Raw genomic sequence first — 20,468 nt, 5'->3', positions numbered from 1 at the left:
AATAGCATTATTTTCGTTATCATGGAGCAAAAAAAGGACCTCTTCTAACTAAAGAAGAAATCCTTTTCTATAAAATACTCTTTGTCACTCTCTTCAGAACTTCGATAAACGAATGGAGAATCTGTTTGTTCGACTAAGTTTTTTTTCGCTTCGTAAAGCTGAGTGTAACTGTCAATCAACTCTTCAAAAGCTAGGACCTGCTTCTCATCCGGATGAATCGTCTGATAATCAATTGGATACGCAAAATCTCGATAGGTGGCTTTCAACGCACCAAAAGAGACAGCTTCATCCATCTGGACAACCGTAATTTCTTTATTCAGTGCGTCAGCCTTCATTTGCAGCCAGAGATCATTTTTCACTGCTGGACCAATTACGACAAGACGTTCCACTCGCTCCATCGGAAAACAACGGGCAACGTATTTCATTTCCAAACACAGCCCTGCTAACAACCCCAATAGAATGTCCTCTCTCTTAGTTGATAAGTTCAACCCATAAATCATCCCTGATGACTGGCTGTTTTTGAAAGGCGCTCCTGAGCCGTTGAAATGAGGAACAATAACTAACTGTTTATCCAAAGCCACCATATGGGCCCGATAATTTTTGTATAGCTGCTGACATTCTTCTTCAAAAGCTTCTTTTCCAATATCAAAAAATTCTTGATACCAGGCAAAGGCATTACCTCCTGTCGGCATGGATGAGAACAGCGTGTAATAGTCCGCATCGGTGAAAATACCATTCGACAGTGAATCATGGAATCGTTCATCACTGATAAACAGTGTATCGTCGATTAACAGTAATCCCTCGGTTGTTCCAGTCGAGTTCAACAGCTCCTTCGAGTGAAGATTGATACCCAGTGCGCCAACCATGTGATCATGACCGGCAATCCGAACAGAAATCCGCTCGTTCTTCAGCTCAGCTATATTCCCTTCATCAGTATATCCTACAATATCACCGGAACGGCCTACTTCGGGAAACATTACGAGCCCGGATAAACCGAACAGCTCCAGAATTTCCTCCGACCATTCTCTTTTTGAAAGGTGATAACACATCGTCCTGCTAGCCATAGAAAACTCTGTTTTCAAAGAACCTGTCAGCAAGTAGCTCAATAAATCTGGCAGATTTAACCAAGTATAGCGCTGCTTCTTTGATAAAGCCGTATGTTCAATCAACCACTTGATTTTGCTTAGGCTGTAATTGGGATGCGCCGGTAAACCGGTAATATCATAAATTTTCTTTTTTTGTTCAGCAGTCAATGTGTTGATATACTCAGCACCACGCTTGTCATACCAAGCGATTAACGGGCTGGCGATTACGCCAGCCTCATCAATCAAAACTCCTGCTTCACCAACGCTGGAAATGTTAATTGAATCAACATTTCCAGCATGAGCTATAACAAACTTCGTCAAAATAGATACTAACTGTGTCCAAATTGCTTCAAAATCAAATAGTTCGCCATACGCATCCTTTTGCTTTGCCGTTTGAAAGTTTTCTCTAGCTGCTAATTTTCCTGTTGCGATTTCAAAAAGCGATACTTTCGCATTCGTTGTTCCGATATCGACAGTAATGGAAAATTTTTTATTCATGGACCGACGCCCCTTCTGCACTAGAAGGTTCCGCGATTAAATGTGTTTGTTTATACGTCGCTTTATAAATCCAGAAAACCAGAAGACCAATCACTGGAATCAAGCCTAAAGCTATCAGATTCCCATTGAAAATCTGTACCATCCAATATCTCAGCGGATTCCCCCCATCAAGGAAGCTGGAAACCATTCCGCTTGACCCTTCCGGAAAACTGAAATTGACATCTTTCGCCATACCAGTAATTGATGGCGCAATAGCCGAAGCAATGTAGAGGTCACCAATCATAATTGGAATAGCAATCAAAACTGCCCGGAAAACATTTCCTTTGGTTGAAAGAACCACCATTGACGCCATAACAGCCAGATTGGCTAAGTCTCCCAACGGCAATACCGTATTCCCAGGTAAAACAAAAGCAAGCAGAACTGCGATTGGTGTCAGTAATAAGGCTGTGGAAATGATTGCCGGATTACCGACTGCTACTGCTACATCCAAGCCAATATATAAATCATCTCTATCAGGATAACGCTGATTTAGGAATTTTTTTATTGCCTCTGATAATGGCAATAACCCTTCCATCAGAATCCGTACCATACGAGGTAAGATGAACATCACTGCACCGATACTGATTCCCATCGTTAAAATATCTTTCAAGTCATAGCCGGCAGCGATTCCCAATAACAAACCAAGAATTGTACCAACCATCATCGGCTCACCAAAGATACCAAATCTTTTCTGAATACTTTCCGGATTGATATCAATTTTTCTGATTCCCGGAATCATATCAATAATTTTATTTCCCAATAAACCGATTGGGAAAAAGGTAATGGAAGAAACGGTCGGTAAAGAGATTCCTTCCAAACCGAAATACTCTTCCCCCATTGGTGCTGCCCAGTCTGCCACTTTGAATACAATAATAGCAATAACTGCGGAAGCGAGAATTCCCAACCAGAAACTACCTGTGCTATAATAGACTAAGGTTCCTGCAAGTGCAAAATGCCAGTAATTCCACATGTCGACATCGACCGTTCTGGTCTGATTGATTGCCAACATGATAATGTTGATAAGCATCGTCATCGGAATAACAAATGGCGCAATTGGTGAACCCCAAGTGATTGCTGATAGAGGCGGCCAACCTAAATCAACCACTGGGAGATTGATACCAGTCTGTTCAACCATTGCCTGTGCTGCAGGACCAACATTATTTGTCAAAATATCAAAAATAGCATAAATACCGACGAACCCTATTCCCACTGTTAAGGACGAGCGTAATGCTTTTGCCGGCTTGATCTTGAAAAACAGCGCTAGAATAAACAGTACCAGCGGCAGCATAACCGTCGGGCCAAACCCCAGAATATACTGAACAACATCATATAATGTCTGCGAAATATTATTCATCTTATTCTCCTTCTGTCAGTTGTTTGTAAATATCTTCCAACACTTTCTCTTCTCTCACACCTGTAATCAGCGCTAATCCATTGATAACTGGCGTATTCAGCTCATAAGGAATCTTTGTTGTTGATACGATTAAATCTGCATCGTCCGCAGTTGATTGTACAGAGGCAACATTAGTTTGAGAATAATTAACATCTGTGATTCCTTTTTCTTTTAAAAATTCCATCACTTTTTCTGTTACTGCGGTTGATGTCGCAATCCCTGTTGCACAAACAAATAATAGATTTTTAGCCATTTTCATTTCCTCCTATTTTTATAAATCGATTTCTTCCTTTGCAATACGATAGATGTCTTCCTTCGATCCCTTTTTAAGTCGCTCCAACAGCTCTGCTTTAGGTAAAACGGTCATCAGCTTCTGCAAAATATTCAACTGTTTGTTTGACTGCCCCAATGCCAATAGAAATACAATAGAAACTGGGATTGTCCCTTCATCCATTCCTCCCATGATTTCCATATTGATGGGATTTTTTAAGGTCGCAATCGTTACGCGGTTGTTATTAACATATTTTGCATCTGTATGGGGAATCGCTACACCAATTGGTTCCGTTGGCAATCCAGTTGGGAAGCTTTTTTCACGCAGTATAACTTGTTCCGGAAATTCAGCTGTTACATCAGCCGCTTTAACTAAAGGCGCCGCGATTTGTTGAACCAGCTCCTCAAAGTTTGCCACTTCTAAATCAACAAAAATATTCTGCTCGGTTGTCAATTCGGCACTCACTATTTTGCCACCACACAATTCATACTTAATATCTTTTGATAGACTGTTTCAAACACAGAGTCCTCTGCATGCTGTAGGACTTTAATCAAGTTTGCTTCGTTTTGATTGGCTGCATAGGCTTTTCCGACACTAGCAATATAGCTCTGACGAAGGTCACTGGCAATATTGATTTTCGCTACATTGAATGCCACCATTCTCTGAATATGTTCATCCGGAATACCTGACCCACCATGGATAACTAGTGGAACCGGAGAAACTTCGTTGATTTCTTTCAACAGCTCAAAATCAATGCAAGGCTCCTCTTCCAAACCATGAACATTCCCTACTGAAACAGCTAACATGTTACAGCCTGTCCGCTCAACAAATTCCTTTACTTGTTCAGGATTCGTTTTTGAATCGACTTCGCTGACATGATCGTCTTCCTTGCCAAGAATCGCCCCTAACTCAGCTTCTACAGGTACTCCATAGGCTTTAGCAAAATCGACCGCTTTTTTTGTGAAAGCAATATTTTCTTCAAAATCATATGCTGCACCATCGATCATCACCGATGTAAAACCAGCACGAATCGATTTCTTCACATCTTCAAATTTTTTCCCATGATCCAGATGCAATGCAACTGGTGTGTCCATATTTTCTGCATATCTGGAAACCATATCTACAATATACTCATATCCAGCCAAAGAAATATTCGTCGGCGCTACTTGAATAAATGTCGGAATCCCACTTTTCTCTACTGCTTGTAAGATTCCGACAGTTGTTTCAAGATTCGTTGTGTTGAACGCTCCGGCGATAACTTTTCTTTCCTTGATGATTTCCAATAATGTATATCCATTTACTAACGGCATTACAGTTCCTCCCTTTGAAGTATCGTTCCAAGGTAGTATCTGTTAGCTTTGAGCCATACATTTCCAAATTCGACTGGGATGCCGCTCTCAAGATAGACCAGCTGTTCCAAATGCAGGACAGGGGAATCTTCCGGCACTTCAAGCACTTTTGCTCGTTTTTCGCCAACCACTCTCGCCGCATAGCGACTTTCTGAATACGCAATTTTTTTGCCGCTTGTTTGCTCAATCACTCGGAAAAGACTTTCTTTATCAAAGTCAAAGTTTTCCAGATTTGGGCAAAGCTTGCTGTTCAGTCTGTTCTCAATCAACATGACCTTCTCGCCTTCAACATATCTCAATCGTTTCAAATACAAGTACTCATCACCTATTTCCAGACCTAACTTAGAAGCAATTTCTTTTGTTGCCTTGCGAAATTCAGAAGTGATGACCTTCGTTTCATAAGCTAATTGTTGACTCTCCAGTGACTCCGCAAACGAAAGCAGTCCTTTCCCAAGAGGATAAGAAATATTTCCTTCGACAACATAGGTTCCTTTTCCTTGAATCTGCTGTAGAAGTCCTTCCTCCACAATCATGCTGACTGCTTTTTTGACGGTCCCTCTACTTACGTTGAGCTCAGACATAATCTGATTTTCAGATGGAATCTTTTCCCCCTTTCCCCATTCCTCTGAATAAATGTTATTTCGTAAATAGTCTGCAACCTGAAGATAAATCGGCTTAGAAGCATCTCGGTTGATAATCATTCAATCACCTCCACCTTTCATATACACAACCATAGACGTCTATGTACAACCGTGTACAAGTTGATTGTAAATGCTTTCTCGTGAAATGTAAACCCTTTTTTAAAAATTATTTTTCTTTTGCGGAAAAAAACTTTGGGCTTCTTGACCAATAATCAAGAAGCCCAAAGCAGATTAGCTATTCCATTTATTATAGTGGTATACCTGTCAATGCAGGATCACAGAAAATAGAGCAGACCTGTTAAATTATCTAAGCTCCTGTAAATCCATTACCACCAAGCTTCTTCGTTAATAAATAAAGAAGCCAATCACTCCGGCAATCACTAATAAAAGAATCGGACTGATTTTCATTTTTCTTAAAAAAATTAGATATCCTGTGAATAGCAGAACTGGCAGCCACTCGACGGTTTGAATCTCATACCAATTCAAGGTTCCTGCAAATGCCAGTGTCAACATGGATAGAGAAGCGCCGGCAATCAATCCAACAGCAGAGGCCTGTAATCCAGAAAATGCCGTTTGGATTAACTGGTTTTCCTGATTCCTTCTGAAAAACCTTTCCAGCGTCAAGGCAATCAAGCACCCGGAAATCACACAGGCAAAGGTGGCAATCACAGCTCCCATAATACCGGAAGCTCTCAAACCGACAAAGGTTGCACTATTGACAGCTAGTGGCCCAGGTGTCATTTGGGAAATCGTTACGATATCGGTAAATTCCTGCAAACTCAGCCACTGACGACCATCAACGATTTCAGTCTGAATCAAAGGAAGTGTGGCGTAGCCGCCACCTATGCTGAGAAAACCAATTTGAAGAAAGCTTAAAAACAACGCCCACAATTGTGTCATTTGGCTCCCCCATTCCATTTTTCAGCAACTAGGACAGTAACTAATGAAAGCCCCAATAACCAAAGCGGATGAATACCAAGAAACGCATTTCCGAAAAATGTAAGGATCGGTAAGATTAATAAAATTTTTCTCTTTTTATGCTGTAATGCCTGAGTCATATCAATTACTAAATCGACAATAATTGCCGCTACTGCAGCCTCCATTCCCTTCAATACACTGCGAACTACGGGATTTTCCTGAAAAGATGTATAAGCCAACGAGACGAAATAGAGAATAATCAACGCTGGTAAGGTAGAAGCCAGCCCACTCACAACCGCCCCTTTCCACCCATAGATTCTATGCCCAACCAAAACAGCCAGGTTGACAGCAATCGCTCCCGGCGACGTCTGAGCAATCGTTGAAAGCTCCAACAGCTCTTCTTTAGATAAATCTCCATAATCGACAAAGTACTTCTCCATCATAGGAATCGTGACATAGCCGCCGCCAAACGTAAATGCACTAATCATGAAATTATAACTGAATAATCGTAAATAGGATGACTTCATATACAACCTCCTCTATCCAGTATATAAGAACAAGATGCATTAGTGAAATATGTTAAAATGATAGAATCAATAATTAAATACTTATAAGGAGAGAGAAATGAACATTCGACAATTACGGATTTTCAAAGAGGTTGCTCAAACGGAGAATATGACTGAAGCAGCGAAAAGCCTTTATTTATCTCAGCCGGCAGTTAGCCAAACTATCCATGAGCTGGAAGAAGAATTGAATGTCCCACTATTTGATCGACAAGGTCGTTCGATCAAGCTAAATGCTGTCGGGCAGATTTTTCTAAGACGAGCGTATTCATTTTTAGAGGAGTACGAAGAGCTGGAAACTTTCGCAGAAGGTATCAAGAATTTACCACTAAAAATCGGATCAACTATCACGATTGCGAACCAATGTCTGCCGAGAATAACAGGCATTTATCAAGCAGAGAATCATGCGGCTGAAATTACGGTTGATACTGCAGAAAAAATTCTATTGGCTTTAGCGAATCACGAAATCGATCTGGCACTAGTAGAAGGTGTGATTAATCATCAGCTTTTTGATACAACTGTCTTTGGTTCCTATGAAATGTGTATCATTGTTTCGGCAAATCATCCCTATGCTAAACGGAACACACTCACAATTCAAGAATTTTTAGAGCAGCCTCTACTCCTGCGGGATAAAGGTAGTGCCATTCGTCAAACACTTGACAGCTGGTTGCTGTTTCATCAAGAACAGGCGCAGCCCTTTTTGACTAGTATCAATTCACAGGCCATCCTTGAATCTGTTCGAGCAAACTTAGGGATTACGGTACTGCCAAAGCTGCTTTTAGAAAAATGCAGTAGAAAAGAAGAATTCCATTCCTTAAGCTTCAAAGAAGGGATTTTGAAAAACAATATGCAGTTCGTTACCAACAAAGGACAGCAGAAAACACCACGCATCCAGTCTTTTTACGCAGTGGTAACAGCTGAGAATAAGTAAAAATGTGCCTGCTTCAAGCAAATCTGAAGAAGCAGGCACATTTTTTATTCACATACAGAAACCACTTCATTTATTTTACTTGAGTCCCGACCTTCAAGTATTACCGGACTGGGTTCTTTAAGTAAATACGTTAAACCTTCCCACTCTACTGCTATTTTGAAGCTGCTGCTCCTGTCAATAACTCAGAGAGTCCCGATGAAACAGTCATTAATCCCTCTGTAACCGTGCCTTCCTCTGTTCGAACAAGCTGCTGCTCAGACTTTCCTGTCTCGGTATCCTCGCCATAGCCAATAGCTAAGCATTCACTTAAGCTGACTATGCTACTAATAGTAATCTGTTTCTCATCAACCGTAACAGTGGCTGGACGGGTCTTTTCTATCGAAGAGACATCCAACATCCCTTGATACTTAGTTAATCGAAACTCGGCCAATAATCGGGCCAACTCCATTGTCAGCCTTGAGCTTAACCGCCCATTCCTATATACAAAATAGCTTGAATGGCCTGACTCATCAACAACAGCCTCCACCTTATACTTGGTACTTTTGTTGCTTAATGCCTCTGCCAACTTAGTTGCATCCATCTTTTTCTGCCTTTTTTGCCAGGCCTCGTTAACAGGTCTCGTCCAAGTCAAATCCAGCTTCATAATATCAAATGTCCCTGAAGACGGATTCCAAGCTTCACAAGTATCTAAAAATGTGAGTCCTCGTGCCAAATGATCCAAACTCGCTTCTGCTTCTGAAAAAATCATTGAAGAAACACTGTCAAACAAGTAAAGAGCATCCAGCCTTTCCTCCAGCTTTCGAATGGCTTCCTGAGTAAGCATGTAAGCCTGTTCCAACCGTTGATTCGGTTCTTTCAGCTTATCCAATACTTCTGTATAAGCTTGTAAAAGATGTTGACCTTGATGAATTTGTTCAAGCAAGCGTTCTTCTTCAATATCGCCCTCGCCGACGATTTCCTGAAACCTTACAAGAAAATTCGTATGAGCCTCAATCAGCAATTCAGCAGCGACTATCAAGGCATTGGATAAGGGGTCGTAAACAGCTGTAAAATAATTTTTCGCAGAATCGTAGGTGTTACCTGATAATGGCGCACCTAAAAAAGTGTGAATGCTGTCCTTCAACGTATTCGCATGTTCTATGTATTCATTTGCAATTCGTATTGCTTCATTCGTTTGCTCTTGGATCTCCTCAACAAAAAAACTAAGCCCCATGATTCTTCTCCTTACACTATTTTCAACTCATTCCGGCTATACGTTGAAAAAACGTTAAGCAGCAGCCAGCTCTTATACAGAGTTACCAGCTTTTCAGCTTAACTATTTATCAACAGCCACCAATCAATGACTCCTCTGACCCTATTTCGTGCGCTCACCACTAATAGTATCAGATATACTCAATCCGTTTTTTGTTATAGACTCCCCTACTATAGTTTAAATTAGCTGACGATTAGTAACAAGTGTTATTTTCCGTTTTCAATCAATTTAGATAGAAAAAAATTAAATATTGGAAATAATCCCATTTTTTCTTCTGATAAAAGCCATTGTGTGCGGAAATCTTTCTACACACAACCACCTGAGAAAAAGGGGGGCTTCCGAACAATAAGACAAAGCTGGCATATGGTATCCTTTACCACGAGACAAGCTTTGACTTATTGCTAAAAGAAGCTTTGCCAGTTCGACTTATCTGTTACTTTAGTCGAATGGTATGTGTGCTGTCAATCACATCTATCAACAAAATTGTGCAACGATTCTAGCCTAGATAATTCTCAATCTTATACGTTACAAAATACCCATGAGAAAGCTGCAGCTTCGCAACCTGTTCACAGTAAGGACAGACAATAGGAATTTTTTCCTTCACATGCCTATCGATATTCCTTACTTCCTCATACATAAAAGCTTGTCTGCATAACGGACATATCATACGATTCATTTTTTCCGCTCCCATCTGCTGCCAACTTAGTGTAACCCTTTTAAATCAAACGATTAATTAGGTCACTTTGTTTGATTATTGCTTCGTTTCTTTCTTTATCAGCTCATTAATTTCAGTTTCCCATTCCGGCTTTCTGATTTTTTCAATCCCCAGCGGAATGAGGAACATGACACCTGTAATCCCTACAACAGCGATTAAGTTGAGCAAGGAGCCAGATTTCAAGGTCAACCCAACAGAAACAACGATTGCGGTAAATAAAATCCCTGCAGTCAGCCAAGCCGCCAGATTTCCTTTGCTTCCTTTTTTGCCAATTCTGAATGGTCGTTCAAGCTCAGGTTTTGCTTGTCGCAATTTGACGAAAGCGACAGCCATGATAATGTACACCAAGCAATAGAGCACAGTGGTTGCATTAACCAGCATCAAAAAAGCTTGGTTGACTCCCGGAATCAACAAATAAAAGAAGGCAAAGATAGAAATAATTGTTGATTGTGTCAAAATAACAGCTTTAGAAACATCAAATTTATTGGTTTTCCAAAAGTTAAATTTAGGTGGATAATAGCCCTTTTTGGCACTTGCCACAACCGTTTTAGCGGGACCGGAAGCCCAAGCGGATAGTTGAACAGCAACACCAATGAAGACCAAAAGGCTGAACAGATTTACCACAAAATGAGGCAATCCCAATACCTGACAATAAAGTGTAATGGATTGAGCGATATTATTCAGCTCCATTTTTCCATTTGGAATGATATTTGCCACCACAAAAGCATTCAATATGTTCACGATAAATAAGAAAATCAATGCAATGAAAATACCTTTCAAGTAGGTTTTGACTGGATTTTTCAAACGTGTAATATAGACGGATGACATTTCAATACCTGTAAAGATAAACATGATTGGGGTGAAATATTGCAACGATTTAGCTGTTGTCATGTCCGGTATCAGTTTATCCCAAGCAAAATGACCAAGTGTTCCATTTGGCATCAGACCAGTTTTTATCCATGCTGCAACACCTAATAACAGCATCATTGCCAACGGTATATACAGCCCCAACCAAACACCGATTTTTCCGCCTAGCTTTGCCATATCAAATTTTAAATTTAAAAAAGTAATCAACCAGTAAACAACAAGAATCACAATCAGCGTGAACTTACTGCTGAGTCCTAAAGGTACATTATCAATAATATTGCCAAATAATGGTGCTAAAGCAGAGGCAACCATTACCATGCCTGGAAACATCTGTACCCACAACAGCCAAGAAACGACAAAGCCCCATTTTTTCCCAAGTGAATTAGAAACCCACAGCTCCGGACCACCTGCTCCCGGGAACATTCCGGCAAACTCACCGGAAATCAACGATACAGGAAACGCATAAAACAATACAGCGACCAGCATGTAAAAAAGCATAGTCCAACCGGCAGCTGCAACATCAGGAATGTTCCGCACGCTTGCTACAAGTGCACAGGTCATCCCAATGAAGGTCACTGTAGAAATCTGATTAGACGATTTAGCATTTGCCATAATTCAATTCCTTCTTTCTTAGAGAGTTACAGAGAGAATCGTGATAATAGTCTATGTCATATGTGAAGTACAGCTTTTAAGTTGTGTTCACTGTATAGTATCAGCACACCATTATCACGATTACTTCTGCTTTCAGCCATACATTACGATAGCCTATTCTACTCAATAATTTCGTTCAGCTTCGCTTTCATTGCTTTGGTAATTGCGGTTGTGTAAAAATCAAATATCTTATCATCTGTCAGATACGGTGTCATGATAGCCGCCCTCAACAATGTCACTTGTTTTTCTTTTTGCCATTCTTCCAGCTCTAAGCCCATACTTTCAACAAATTTCACAGGTGAGTCACCATAATCCGCTTGAGTAAAGGTTGTATGTGAGGTAATGAAGCGATCTGTGTAGACATCGCCTTCCATATAAGAGGAGTAGTCAAACATTTTTTCATTCAGGTCATTGATTGCTTTTAAGTCTTTACAGCCTTGTTCTTTAAATACCCAATCAACCATATTGAAATCCGGATGATTCAACGGATGAACTTCGATTGTTCTACCTTTTACAGTGAAGGTTAATCTGCCAAGATAATCTCTAAAGCGTTGTGCTGCTTCAATAGACGCGCCAATCAGCTGACCATACCCAGTAACATTGAGCGGCAGCACACGGTGTGCGGTCCAAACAGCTGCTGCAGTTGCTCCGGCTTTGGAGCCTTCCAAAATATAGGCTCCCAACATATCGGGTGCTTGAACGGATTTTTCAAAAACATAAGGTGCAAAATAGGAAATAATATTACGCATTGCTTTATGCTTAATCGCAATACCGCCGGCAGCATATGGCACATAACCCATTTTATGAGGGTCTACAGTAATTGATTCCGCCTCTGAAATAGCTTTAAAGCCTTCATAAACATCCTTATCAATTGTCACCGGATAATTGAATACCTCATGCTCCTTGAAAAATGCAGCCAATTGTTCATACGGAATGAATTCCCCTGCCTCATTCAAGAAGATAGAACGTGCATATCCGCCATATGCCGCATCTACATGTAAATAGAAGTAAATTCCTTCTTTTCGTAGACGCTCACGCAAAGCGACTACTTCATGAACGCTGTCAATTTGACCTTCCTCGGTTGTTCCCACAACAGCAACAACCCCTAGAATTGGAATTTTTCGGTTTGTCAGTTCTCTGATTTTAGCTTCCAATGCCTTTATATCCATACGATAATTTTCTTGAACCGGTACGGCAACCATTTGATCCAATCCGACACCGCAAATATCCAGTGCTTTGACCCATGAATAATGCTTCGTCTGAGGAACCAGCCATTTTCCCAGCTCTTGAATGTGTCTACCGCTTCTTGAGGAAGCAGCTTTCACCTCATCTAGCTCTTCATCACTCAATGTTTCTACCAAAGAAAGAATTTCTTCCACTGACATATTTAGTAATTCCCAATCAGATTTTTCCGCTACCTTCTCCGGTAAAACTTCTTTTACAGCTAATGGAATGGATTTAATACAGCGGGCATACCATAAGCCTTCGAGGTTAGCGATAGAACCGTCGGCGGTGATGTGTCCCCAGCCATCCTCCAAGCTGAAAAGTTCAGCAAAATCCTGTCCGACCTCTGCCTCCATTTGAGAGGTTGCCATAGAAGATTCCAACGCAACATTATTCGGATTCCACAGCATCGCATAGTTGTAAGCAAGTAATGAAGGCATCAATGTTTCAGCGTTCATTTGTCCCCAATAGCGACCGGCAGAGTGCCAAGGAATAGAGCCGGCACGCATACGTTGCCCTACCTCCTCCAAGACCTCCAGCATATGCTCTCTTGTCGCTTTATATTTAGGTGTTTCCTTATCTGCTACTCGGATTGCTTCCAAGTCAGAAGGAACGTAATTTTCCCGCCAGCCTAGATGCTCATCAACCATTTTATTCAACAATTCTTTGTACTCTTCACCGTTCTCCGCTTTATCACCAATAAATAATGCTTTGATATCCATATCTTTACTCATTGTTTATTACCTCCAGATTATTTTTATGTCGGCCGACATTGGGTTACGAAAAACATTGTCACTGCTTTCGTATCACAGGAATAACTATACGACAGGAAAATGAGAAAATTTTTTTTATAACATTTATAAAATCCGAAGAAAACCTAGCAAAAAAAAGAAATGTTTAATTTTTCTGAAAATTTCAGAAAGAAACACGAAAATTCATTGAAGTAATCTGCAATCAATGACAGGAGCTATTTCTTATCGTTTAACCAATCAATTCATCTTTTCTGAATGAAGAGCCGAATATTATACACTTTTAGTCCTTTTTCATCCGTCTTACAAATAAAACAGCGTACTTCTTACTATTTTTCACAAGCTGATTTTTTTCATTTTTCTTCTAAAATCGCCATTTAATAACAAAAATACATATGTATTTCTTTCTAAATGAATCTTTTTCAATGATTTTTTTTACCAACCATGGCATAATATTTTTGGCATTGTTCAATAATAAACAAGATGGAGGGATTAGCATGTTCGAAGACTATATCGAAAAGAATATCCTGCGCCAACTATTTTTATGCGAGCAATTCTACACAAAAAAGGAATTAGATTTGGCGCTGTTATCTGAGCTGCTTGGCGTATGTAAAACAACTCTGCTTAATGACATCAACTGTCTGAAAAAGGAATTGGCAACTCAAATCGTTCAAGCCAAGCGAAAAAAGGACAGCTATTCTATGTACTTTGTACCTTCAATTCCTTTATTTTCCTTGCTTCAAAAATTAGCAGTACAATCGCTTTTCTTAAAAACCTGTCAGCTCTTCTTAGATGGGAAAACAGACTACATCCAATTAACTGAAAAAGAATTTATTTCCGTGAGTAAGGCCTATTGCCTGCGAAAGCAAGTGCTTGCCTTTCTTAGGCGCTGCGGTATTCATATTGAGAATCATCAGCCTGTATTTACCGAGCTGGAGCATCGGCTGCTGCAGCTGACTCTTTCACTGCGTTTAGGCTGGCAATCCAATGTGCCTGTTCCCGAAGCAATGCTTGCTTATGAGCACTTTCTTAACGCTGTCCTTGAAAAGAGTCATCGGATCTACGATGAGGAGAATTTAGAAATCCTGCGCTTAGGCTTCTTGATTAGCATGGAACGAGGAAAAACAGCACCTATCTTCTTTGAACCGAAGTTCTCCAACTATTTACAAGAACGTCCTGTTTGGCAGTATATTCAAGACGCCTGGCAGGCTACGTCTTTAAAGAACCATTTAGATGAATCTGAACTGTTGTTTTTAGGCGCCATTTTCAATTGCTGCGACTATTCTTTCCAGAGTCTTGCTTCTATTGAAGCGGATTTTCAGCACCTTCACCAAGCATTTATTATAGAAAATAGGGATATTCAGGTATTGATTGAACGATTCGAACAGCATTTCCAACAAGCCTTTTTAGGAAATAAGCCTTTTGAACGAGCATTGATTTATCTGATACGCTCTGCCTGGGATAACTACCAACTTTTCCTTCCAGGTAAGCTGCATGTTCTTTCCCCTTGTCAAAAAAAACTTTTTGAAGAGCTCCAACACTTAATTTCCGAATGGGCCGACGCGCTTCCTTATGATTTGGCAATCAACCCCAGTCTGTTGCGACTATTCACAATTGAGTTCAGCGGGCTGTTGCGACTGAATCGGACACAGATTCACGCCTATATTGTTACGGATTCCGATGTGAAATACCTCTTGTACAAAGACACCTTGGAAGCTGTCACGACTTGTAAAATCCATATCAGTCCTACGATTTATAATGAGCTATCTGCGGAGATGCAGCGCTCGGCTGATAGGGAAAATAAAAAAATCCTGTGTGAGCATGCATTGCTTACACCAGATTTATCTGTCAGTAAAAACATTATTCCGATTTCAATAGACACACTGGAAACGTCGATTCGTCAGCTAATTCAAGCATAAAACAAGAGGTTGTGACAGAAGTGGTCAGCTTCAAGCAATAAGGCGGAAATTCCGAAAATTGTCCCACAAATTTTTGCGAATTTTCGACTTATTGTCGAAGAAGTTACTTCTGGAACACCGTTTATCCAGTTTTAAGGGGCTAAGGCATACTAATGTCACAGCCCCGCTTATTCTTGCTTTTTCCTGTTAAAGCCAACTCAAGCTTCTAAATTCTTCAATACTAAGTCCGTAGCTTTCCAAGGATTCCCTTAACTCCAACTTCAAATCACAAATCGTTGTTCCCTCTCGTATTAATACATCAAGTCCTGCCGGAGTCACTAGAGATTTTTCAAAGCGAATAATCAGAATGTTCTCTTCCATTGTCACAATAGTCCAATAACTGCTTAACAGTGCCAAGATACCTTCTCCGCGCCATTTAAAGCCCGTTCCTGCTTCAACAGCTATGTCTACGCCTTTGATACATTTTATCTTTCCTTTGGGATCACGGTACTCAACTAAGTCTGATAGTGTCAATGGTTCCTCAGCTAATACACCGTAAGTGATTGAAGGATTTCTACGTTTCTCGGACAGCCACATGGGAAAATTTGTTGCTTGAACTAGCCAGCGCCCCGGTAACTGTTCATACAATTCTTTCATGAAAAGCTCCCCTTTCTCCTCTACTATAAGAGAGAGCCTTTTGTTTCACAAAGGATAAGCACTCTTTTAATCATTAAAAATATCCCTATTGTCCTCATGGATGTTTACGAGGACAATAGGGATAGATTTTTCTTATCGTTTCATTTCAATTCTCTTTACATTCCATAAAGCGATTCCCAGAAATACAATACTAGATACCAACAGAATTAGTACCGGAATTAAAATTTCATGTTGATAATTCATTACGATTCCCAGCTCTTCTTTGATGGCTTGAACAGCTTCTGCATTTTCTGAGGCAAACGCATTTTCAGTTAACACACGGCGAATCAGTACCACGCCGCTTGTCAGCGGAAAATATTGAATCACATTTTGTGTTGCTTCCGGTAAGCTGCCGATTGGTACATAACATCCAGTCAAAAAACCAAGTAACGGACCAATAATTGATGTCATTGTTGAAAATGTATCAATACGGCGGAAGAAGCTTGCGACAAAAAACATGAATGAAGACGAACAGAACACAGTTAGAATACCGGCAATCGCTAACAGACCGAAATTCGGTAATGATAACCATACGCCATCTGAAAGGAAAACAATGTACAGCTCAGAAACGATGATTACCGCCAATGTGATGATGCTTGAAATTAGAAAGGTACTGAAAAAGTATCCTAGCATAATTTTGCTTTTGGAAACAGGTGAAATCATAAAATCTGTATAAACATTCCGTTCTTTATCACGGATTAATTGACTAACTGAACCAAGTGTTGAACTCGCTGAAGCAATCCCTATCACACCTGCCAACATCCAAGTATCAACAACCAACTGCGGATTAGACAGCATAGACAGCTGATTAACAATGCTATCCCCTAATAAGAAAACATATAAACCAATCATAATCAGCGCACCGACAAATGAACCGACAACCGCCTGTTTGTTTTTGAAAAATAATAATAATCCCCTATATACTAGTGCATTCATTTTATTAACTCCCTCTCTTTTGTTAAAAACTGCTTAACAGTCATTTTAATTTTATTTTCTATGCCAAAGTATCAACGAGCTGCTCTGGTCTGCCTTTATCAATAATTGCTAAAAATACATCTTCAAGTGTGGTACATTGATAGTCTTCTTTTAGTTGTTCCGGTGAATTGTAAGCTAAGATACGCCCTGCTGAAAGCATCAGAATATTATCTGAATCTCTCGCTTCCTCCATGTAATGTGTGGTCAAGACAACGGTCATTTTATATTTTTCTTTCAGTTGATGAATCAGGCGCCACATCTCTGCACGAGAAGCAATATCCAAGCCAGTCGTTGGCTCATCCAGAAAAAGCAGCTTCGGTGTATTGAGCAATGCTCTGGCAATATCCACCTTTCTTCTTTCTCCTCCGGACAGGACACCATAACGTTTATTCAGTAAGTGACTCCCCTGTACGTCTGCCAGCTTGTCCTTTGCCAGCTTTTTGGCTTCCTTCCAGTTGTTTGTATAGAAGTACGCACGCATCACCAGATTATCCTTCACTGAAAGCTCAGCATCCAGAATACTATTTTGGAAAACAACAGAAATAAGTGACTTATGTTCTGTAGAGTTGGAATCTAATTTCTTACCTTCTAACAAAATCTCTCCTGAATCGGCTTTTGCCAGACCCAATATCAATGAGATTAATGTTGATTTCCCAGCCCCATTTGGTCCAAGAATTGAAAACAGCTCGCCGTCCTTAATTGCAAAGGTCACTCCGTCTAGCACCTGCTGACCGTCATATTGTTTTCCTAAATTATCTACCTTTACTAGTTCATTCATGTTGATCTTCTCCTTCTTGTTCTTGTTGATAAATCAACTATAACGGATAGATTTTACTGAAACAATGCCATTTTCCCAAGTGGTCGAAATCCGAAACTAAGAAGCAAAAAAACCGAGATAAGTGTCACTTAGGACTTATCTCGGTTTCTTTTTTGAATAAATTGATTGATTTCATCGGCTTCTTTTTTGTCCTTGCTGTACATCACCGTTCGAATAAAGATATAGATAACTAATACGATTACGTAGTTCAAAAGCAGCCCGCCTAGCTTAAGCTCCCACTGAAGTAAAACATCACCAATCGCAATCTGGATAAAGATAATCAACAGATACAGCACCTGATTGATTATCAAGCGACGATTGGAATAGTTGCCATTGTCATCTAATAGAAAATGCAACGCACCGGAGATTGCCGAAATCAGCAGCATCACTTCAAGAACATCATGTGCTACTTCGTTTTGAAGGAACAGATTGATTGTAATTAATGTAGTGAATATTAATGATGTCAGGCGAAAGGCTTCTTTTAAATATTCTTTGATTCTCATCTCATCGCTCCATTCCCAAACCTTTTTTCAGCGCCGGAACATATTTTCTTGAAATGGCTACTCGCTCCCCATTCATCAACAGCGCCTCAAAACGTCCACTAAGTAGCGGCGTAATCGCCTTAATTCCCTCGATATTAAGCAGCATTGACTTGGACACGCGAATAAAATCAAAGGGCTCAAGTTTTTCCTCAAGCTGATACAGCTTTTCCCCGCTTTGGTAAACCAGCTTTTCTGTGTAAATAAAACTTTTTTTATCCACTACTTCTATGTAAAAAATATCTTCAAAAGGAACCTTATACATCGCATTATCCGCCTCACCAATCAAAAAAAGTTCATCTTCCTTTAAAATGCCGATAACCTTTTCAATCGTGGGCGACAGCCTATGAATCTTAAACGCGGCCTGTTCATCTGTTTTTTTATCAATGATTTCAATCGTTGTTTTCACGCTGTTTTCCTTTCCTATACAGTGTTTGGTGGTTCTATTATAGCATAGCAAAATGACTAGCCATCAATGGTTATGAAACAAATATCCGAAAAATAAAATTAGAGACTGAGGAAATGGTATAATTTGGTTGGCAATTCAGACAATTTAATGCTGTTGAAGGAACAACAAAAAGGAGAAAGAAAATGAAACATACGACACTCGTTTTTTTATTTCCAGCTGACCCAATCACACCGAAACAGGTCGACTATGATTATGAGAAGGAATACACAGCTGCAGCGAACTATTGTGAGGTTCGATTGATTGAATTAGACAAGCTGACAGAAGCTTCCATTGTTAAACTAAATCGTACGCTTCCAAAGAATGCGGTAGTTATTTATCGGGGATGGATGCTTACACCTGAACAATATGGCATTTTAGAAAAGTGGGCTAGAAGCCAAGACGTTATTCTTTGTACCTCTTTACAGGAATATACGAATACTCACCTCTCGCCAAGTTGGAGTGACCGAGCAAATACACTCCATTCAAGATGGAGCGAAGATTTATCTGAGTCAGCTTTGATTCAGTTACTCAATGAATTTTCATCAGCGGTAACTGTCAAAGATTTCGTAAAAAGCAGAAAGCATGAATGGGCCGAAGCCTTTTTCATACCTGATCCTTCTGATACTACCCAAGCACTGAGGGTTATCCGTACGTTTATTGAACGTCAGGGAGAACAACTAGTTGGCGGTATAGTATTGAGAGAATTTGTCGAACTAAAAGAAATCGGCCATCATCCGAAAAGCCATTCACCTATTTTTGAAGAATATCGCGTCTTCTATTGGCGGTCAATACCTGTTGTCATCATCGACTACTGGCATAATGATACGGTCCAATTGAATCAGCAGGAGCTCGCATTCATAACTGAACAAGGTCAAACTCTCGCCTCATCGTTTTTTACAATTGATTATGCCCGTAAAGCAAATGGAGAACTAGTAATTATGGAAATTGGGGATGGACAAGTCTCTGGATTACAAGAATATGATGAAAAATGTTTTTACAAAAAGCTGTTTGAAGCAATGAAGGAAGCTGAAGACGCATCGTTGAGATAGCTTTATTGCGATGACAAACAGAAAGGTGTAAAAACTCGTTTACTCAGTAAGAAGAGCCTAGGAATTAATTTTCCTCGGCTCTTTTGGCTATCAGCCTGTTGGACTCCAACAATGAGGATTCCTTTAAAAGCAGCATTTGCCGCTCAATGCAAGAGGCCACAACCAGTTAGCTTAGGCCGCTTTGTTCAATTTGTTCCTCTTATACTCTTTAATAATTTTTAGTGCACGTTTACGCGTCTTGATATTTGGACTTTTCAAGCGTCGATAAGCACTGGATAAATCAGTTTTTTCCATGAGTAACCTCCTTCTTAAAAATCAACTATGCTACATCCTGATGAACGCCTGTTGTTTTACCAGCTGGCTTTTGTCACTCCCGGAATCAGCCCTTGATGTGCCAACTCACGGAAGTTAATTCGTGACAACCCAAACTTTCGCATATACCCGCGAGGGCGTCCGTCTGTCTTGTCACGAAGCTTCAGACGATTGGGATTAGAATCTTTAGGCAACTTAGCTAACGCTGCATAATCTCCATTATGCTTTAGTTCCAATCGTATCTGTGCATATTTATGAATCAGTTCCTGTTGCTTCTCGGCTTTAGCAATTTTAGATTTTTTTGCCACCACTATCTTCCTTTCTTTAAATATACTAGCTAAACAACAAAGCGTAATTATTACGTTTTACAAAAATCAGTTTATCAGGACTAAAAGGAGCTGTCAAGAATAATTATGATTACCTCCTCTATCGTTAATATAACTAACATGAGGTAGGTAAGAAAAGGGCTCTATAATATTTTGTGTTGGTGGAAATTCCTAAAGGAAAACTCACTAACACTTTTTTGAGTGTTCAAACACAAAAAAGGAACAACTAACTGATAAAATGAAATCGACTAAAAACCAAATC

22 protein-coding genes are annotated in these 20,468 nt (G+C 40.0%); 3 read left to right on the top strand and 19 right to left on the bottom strand.

From position 1 onward, the window contains the following. Nucleotides 1-44: 44 nt before the first annotated feature. The 8 genes from IW510_RS19420 to IW510_RS19385 all read right to left on the bottom strand — a co-directional run bounded on the left by IW510_RS19420 (nucleotide 45) and on the right by IW510_RS19385 (nucleotide 6,721). A complete protein-coding gene (locus IW510_RS19420; RefSeq protein ID WP_202062518.1) occupies nucleotides 45-1,583 on the bottom strand; it encodes an FGGY-family carbohydrate kinase in 1,539 nt (512 codons plus the stop codon). Then, nucleotides 1,576-2,976: a PTS galactitol transporter subunit IIC gene (locus IW510_RS19415; protein WP_202062516.1), complete on the bottom strand. Its 1,401-nt coding sequence runs from the start codon at nucleotides 2,974-2,976 to the stop codon at nucleotides 1,576-1,578. Before IW510_RS19415 ends, IW510_RS19420 begins: the two co-directional genes overlap by 8 nt. Nucleotide 2,977: 1 nt before the next feature. Next, on the bottom strand, nucleotides 2,978-3,268 hold the full coding sequence (locus tag IW510_RS19410) for a PTS sugar transporter subunit IIB (protein WP_202062514.1): 291 nt from the start codon (nucleotides 3,266-3,268) through the stop codon (nucleotides 2,978-2,980). 18 nt (nucleotides 3,269-3,286) lie between these two features. Further along, nucleotides 3,287-3,751 (bottom strand): PTS sugar transporter subunit IIA, encoded by a 465-nt coding sequence (locus IW510_RS19405; RefSeq protein ID WP_202062512.1) that lies wholly within the window; start codon nucleotides 3,749-3,751, stop codon nucleotides 3,287-3,289. Further along, a complete protein-coding gene (locus IW510_RS19400; protein WP_202062510.1) occupies nucleotides 3,751-4,596 on the bottom strand; it encodes a class II aldolase in 846 nt (281 codons plus the stop codon). The genes IW510_RS19405 and IW510_RS19400 overlap by 1 nt, the downstream gene beginning before the upstream one ends. Further along, nucleotides 4,596-5,336, bottom strand: a complete 741-nt coding sequence (locus IW510_RS19395; RefSeq protein WP_202062508.1) for a GntR family transcriptional regulator — start codon at nucleotides 5,334-5,336, stop codon at nucleotides 4,596-4,598. Before IW510_RS19395 ends, IW510_RS19400 begins: the two co-directional genes overlap by 1 nt. Nucleotides 5,337-5,621: 285 nt before the next feature. Beyond that, the gene (locus tag IW510_RS19390; RefSeq protein ID WP_202062506.1) at nucleotides 5,622-6,176 is read right to left on the bottom strand and encodes a chromate transporter; all 555 of its coding nucleotides are present in this window, start codon (nucleotides 6,174-6,176) and stop codon (nucleotides 5,622-5,624) included. Then, nucleotides 6,173-6,721, bottom strand: coding sequence for a chromate transporter (locus tag IW510_RS19385; RefSeq protein ID WP_202062504.1), 549 nt, complete (start codon nucleotides 6,719-6,721; stop codon nucleotides 6,173-6,175). The genes IW510_RS19390 and IW510_RS19385 overlap by 4 nt, the downstream gene beginning before the upstream one ends. A 97-nt stretch (nucleotides 6,722-6,818) precedes the next feature. Here IW510_RS19385 and IW510_RS19380 point away from each other — a divergent pair, with 97 nt between their 5' ends. After that, nucleotides 6,819-7,688 carry a LysR family transcriptional regulator gene (locus IW510_RS19380; RefSeq protein WP_202062502.1) on the top strand — a complete coding sequence of 290 codons (870 nt, stop codon included), beginning with the start codon at nucleotides 6,819-6,821 and terminating at the stop codon, nucleotides 7,686-7,688. A 151-nt stretch (nucleotides 7,689-7,839) separates the two neighbouring features. On the opposite strand, the gene IW510_RS19375 is transcribed toward IW510_RS19380, so the two are convergent. The 4 genes from IW510_RS19375 to tdc all read right to left on the bottom strand — a co-directional run bounded on the left by IW510_RS19375 (nucleotide 7,840) and on the right by tdc (nucleotide 13,131). Beyond that, on the bottom strand, nucleotides 7,840-8,901 hold the full coding sequence (locus IW510_RS19375) for a hypothetical protein (RefSeq protein ID WP_202062500.1): 1,062 nt from the start codon (nucleotides 8,899-8,901) through the stop codon (nucleotides 7,840-7,842). A gap of 535 nt (nucleotides 8,902-9,436) precedes the next feature. Beyond that, the gene (locus tag IW510_RS19370) at nucleotides 9,437-9,616 is read right to left on the bottom strand and encodes a hypothetical protein (protein ID WP_202062498.1); all 180 of its coding nucleotides are present in this window, start codon (nucleotides 9,614-9,616) and stop codon (nucleotides 9,437-9,439) included. Between the two features lie 75 nt (nucleotides 9,617-9,691). Further along, the gene (locus IW510_RS19365) at nucleotides 9,692-11,134 is read right to left on the bottom strand and encodes an amino acid permease (RefSeq protein ID WP_202062496.1); all 1,443 of its coding nucleotides are present in this window, start codon (nucleotides 11,132-11,134) and stop codon (nucleotides 9,692-9,694) included. A 158-nt stretch (nucleotides 11,135-11,292) separates the two neighbouring features. Continuing rightward, on the bottom strand, nucleotides 11,293-13,131 hold the full coding sequence (gene tdc / locus IW510_RS19360) for a tyrosine decarboxylase (protein WP_202062494.1): 1,839 nt from the start codon (nucleotides 13,129-13,131) through the stop codon (nucleotides 11,293-11,295). A gap of 512 nt (nucleotides 13,132-13,643) precedes the next feature. On the opposite strand from tdc, the gene IW510_RS19355 reads away from it, so the two are divergent. After that, nucleotides 13,644-15,065, top strand: a complete 1,422-nt coding sequence (locus tag IW510_RS19355) for a DNA-binding protein (RefSeq protein WP_236674828.1) — start codon at nucleotides 13,644-13,646, stop codon at nucleotides 15,063-15,065. 186 nt (nucleotides 15,066-15,251) lie between these two features. On the opposite strand, the gene IW510_RS19350 is transcribed toward IW510_RS19355, so the two are convergent. The 5 genes from IW510_RS19350 to IW510_RS19330 form a co-directional block, all read right to left on the bottom strand. Then, nucleotides 15,252-15,701: a hypothetical protein gene (locus IW510_RS19350; RefSeq protein WP_202062490.1), complete on the bottom strand. Its 450-nt coding sequence runs from the start codon at nucleotides 15,699-15,701 to the stop codon at nucleotides 15,252-15,254. A 132-nt stretch (nucleotides 15,702-15,833) separates the two neighbouring features. Then, nucleotides 15,834-16,676 carry an ABC transporter permease gene (locus IW510_RS19345; RefSeq protein WP_202062488.1) on the bottom strand — a complete coding sequence of 281 codons (843 nt, stop codon included), beginning with the start codon at nucleotides 16,674-16,676 and terminating at the stop codon, nucleotides 15,834-15,836. 58 nt (nucleotides 16,677-16,734) lie between these two features. Next, nucleotides 16,735-17,493, bottom strand: a complete 759-nt coding sequence (locus IW510_RS19340; RefSeq protein ID WP_202062486.1) for an ABC transporter ATP-binding protein — start codon at nucleotides 17,491-17,493, stop codon at nucleotides 16,735-16,737. 128 nt (nucleotides 17,494-17,621) lie between these two features. Then, a complete protein-coding gene (locus tag IW510_RS19335; RefSeq protein WP_202062484.1) occupies nucleotides 17,622-18,035 on the bottom strand; it encodes a DUF3021 family protein in 414 nt (137 codons plus the stop codon). A gap of 1 nt (nucleotide 18,036) precedes the next feature. Further along, entirely contained in the window at nucleotides 18,037-18,480 is a 444-nt protein-coding gene (locus IW510_RS19330) for a LytTR family DNA-binding domain-containing protein (protein WP_202062482.1), read from the bottom strand. Between the two features lie 182 nt (nucleotides 18,481-18,662). Between IW510_RS19330 and IW510_RS19325 the strand changes: the two genes are divergently transcribed. Next, nucleotides 18,663-19,568: an ATP-grasp domain-containing protein gene (locus IW510_RS19325; RefSeq protein WP_202062480.1), complete on the top strand. Its 906-nt coding sequence runs from the start codon at nucleotides 18,663-18,665 to the stop codon at nucleotides 19,566-19,568. Nucleotides 19,569-19,739: 171 nt separating this feature from the next. Here the strand turns inward: IW510_RS19325 and IW510_RS19320 are convergent, their stop codons facing one another. Together IW510_RS19320 and rpsN are read right to left on the bottom strand one after the other, a co-directional pair. Beyond that, complete coding sequence (locus IW510_RS19320) at nucleotides 19,740-19,862, bottom strand: putative metal homeostasis protein (protein WP_202062478.1); 123 nt, start codon at nucleotides 19,860-19,862, stop codon at nucleotides 19,740-19,742. 56 nt (nucleotides 19,863-19,918) lie between these two features. Continuing rightward, complete coding sequence (gene rpsN / locus IW510_RS19315) at nucleotides 19,919-20,188, bottom strand: 30S ribosomal protein S14 (protein WP_202062476.1); 270 nt, start codon at nucleotides 20,186-20,188, stop codon at nucleotides 19,919-19,921. Nucleotides 20,189-20,468 lie beyond the last annotated feature (280 nt).

Source organism: Enterococcus sp. BWR-S5 (assembly GCF_016745255.1).
Classification (GTDB): domain Bacteria; phylum Bacillota; class Bacilli; order Lactobacillales; family Enterococcaceae; genus Enterococcus_L.
Note: the sequence above shows the minus strand (reverse complement) of the source record. Positions and strands in the feature narration are given on the sequence as shown.

What these genes read in the sequence shown, in the direction of transcription:
- IW510_RS19420 (WP_202062518.1), bottom strand. Translation starts at nt 1,583, where the DNA reads ATGAATAAAAAATTTTCCATTACTGTCGATATCGGAACAACGAATGCG.
- IW510_RS19380 (WP_202062502.1), top strand. Translation starts at nt 6,819, where the DNA reads ATGAACATTCGACAATTACGGATTTTCAAAGAGGTTGCTCAAACGGAG.
- IW510_RS19395 (WP_202062508.1), bottom strand. Translation starts at nt 5,336, where the DNA reads ATGATTATCAACCGAGATGCTTCTAAGCCGATTTATCTTCAGGTTGCA.
- IW510_RS19390 (WP_202062506.1), bottom strand. Translation starts at nt 6,176, where the DNA reads ATGACACAATTGTGGGCGTTGTTTTTAAGCTTTCTTCAAATTGGTTTT.
- IW510_RS19320 (WP_202062478.1), bottom strand. Translation starts at nt 19,862, where the DNA reads ATGGAAAAAACTGATTTATCCAGTGCTTATCGACGCTTGAAAAGTCCA.
- IW510_RS19325 (WP_202062480.1), top strand. Translation starts at nt 18,663, where the DNA reads ATGAAACATACGACACTCGTTTTTTTATTTCCAGCTGACCCAATCACA.
- IW510_RS19350 (WP_202062490.1), bottom strand. Translation starts at nt 15,701, where the DNA reads ATGAAAGAATTGTATGAACAGTTACCGGGGCGCTGGCTAGTTCAAGCA.
- IW510_RS19400 (WP_202062510.1), bottom strand. Translation starts at nt 4,596, where the DNA reads ATGCCGTTAGTAAATGGATATACATTATTGGAAATCATCAAGGAAAGA.
- IW510_RS19335 (WP_202062484.1), bottom strand. Translation starts at nt 18,035, where the DNA reads ATGAGAATCAAAGAATATTTAAAAGAAGCCTTTCGCCTGACATCATTA.
- tdc (WP_202062494.1), bottom strand. Translation starts at nt 13,131, where the DNA reads ATGAGTAAAGATATGGATATCAAAGCATTATTTATTGGTGATAAAGCG.
- IW510_RS19345 (WP_202062488.1), bottom strand. Translation starts at nt 16,676, where the DNA reads ATGAATGCACTAGTATATAGGGGATTATTATTATTTTTCAAAAACAAA.
- IW510_RS19410 (WP_202062514.1), bottom strand. Translation starts at nt 3,268, where the DNA reads ATGGCTAAAAATCTATTATTTGTTTGTGCAACAGGGATTGCGACATCA.
- IW510_RS19385 (WP_202062504.1), bottom strand. Translation starts at nt 6,721, where the DNA reads ATGAAGTCATCCTATTTACGATTATTCAGTTATAATTTCATGATTAGT.
- IW510_RS19415 (WP_202062516.1), bottom strand. Translation starts at nt 2,976, where the DNA reads ATGAATAATATTTCGCAGACATTATATGATGTTGTTCAGTATATTCTG.
- IW510_RS19340 (WP_202062486.1), bottom strand. Translation starts at nt 17,493, where the DNA reads ATGAATGAACTAGTAAAGGTAGATAATTTAGGAAAACAATATGACGGT.
- IW510_RS19375 (WP_202062500.1), bottom strand. Translation starts at nt 8,901, where the DNA reads ATGGGGCTTAGTTTTTTTGTTGAGGAGATCCAAGAGCAAACGAATGAA.
- IW510_RS19355 (WP_236674828.1), top strand. Translation starts at nt 13,644, where the DNA reads ATGTTCGAAGACTATATCGAAAAGAATATCCTGCGCCAACTATTTTTA.
- IW510_RS19365 (WP_202062496.1), bottom strand. Translation starts at nt 11,134, where the DNA reads ATGGCAAATGCTAAATCGTCTAATCAGATTTCTACAGTGACCTTCATT.
- IW510_RS19370 (WP_202062498.1), bottom strand. Translation starts at nt 9,616, where the DNA reads ATGAATCGTATGATATGTCCGTTATGCAGACAAGCTTTTATGTATGAG.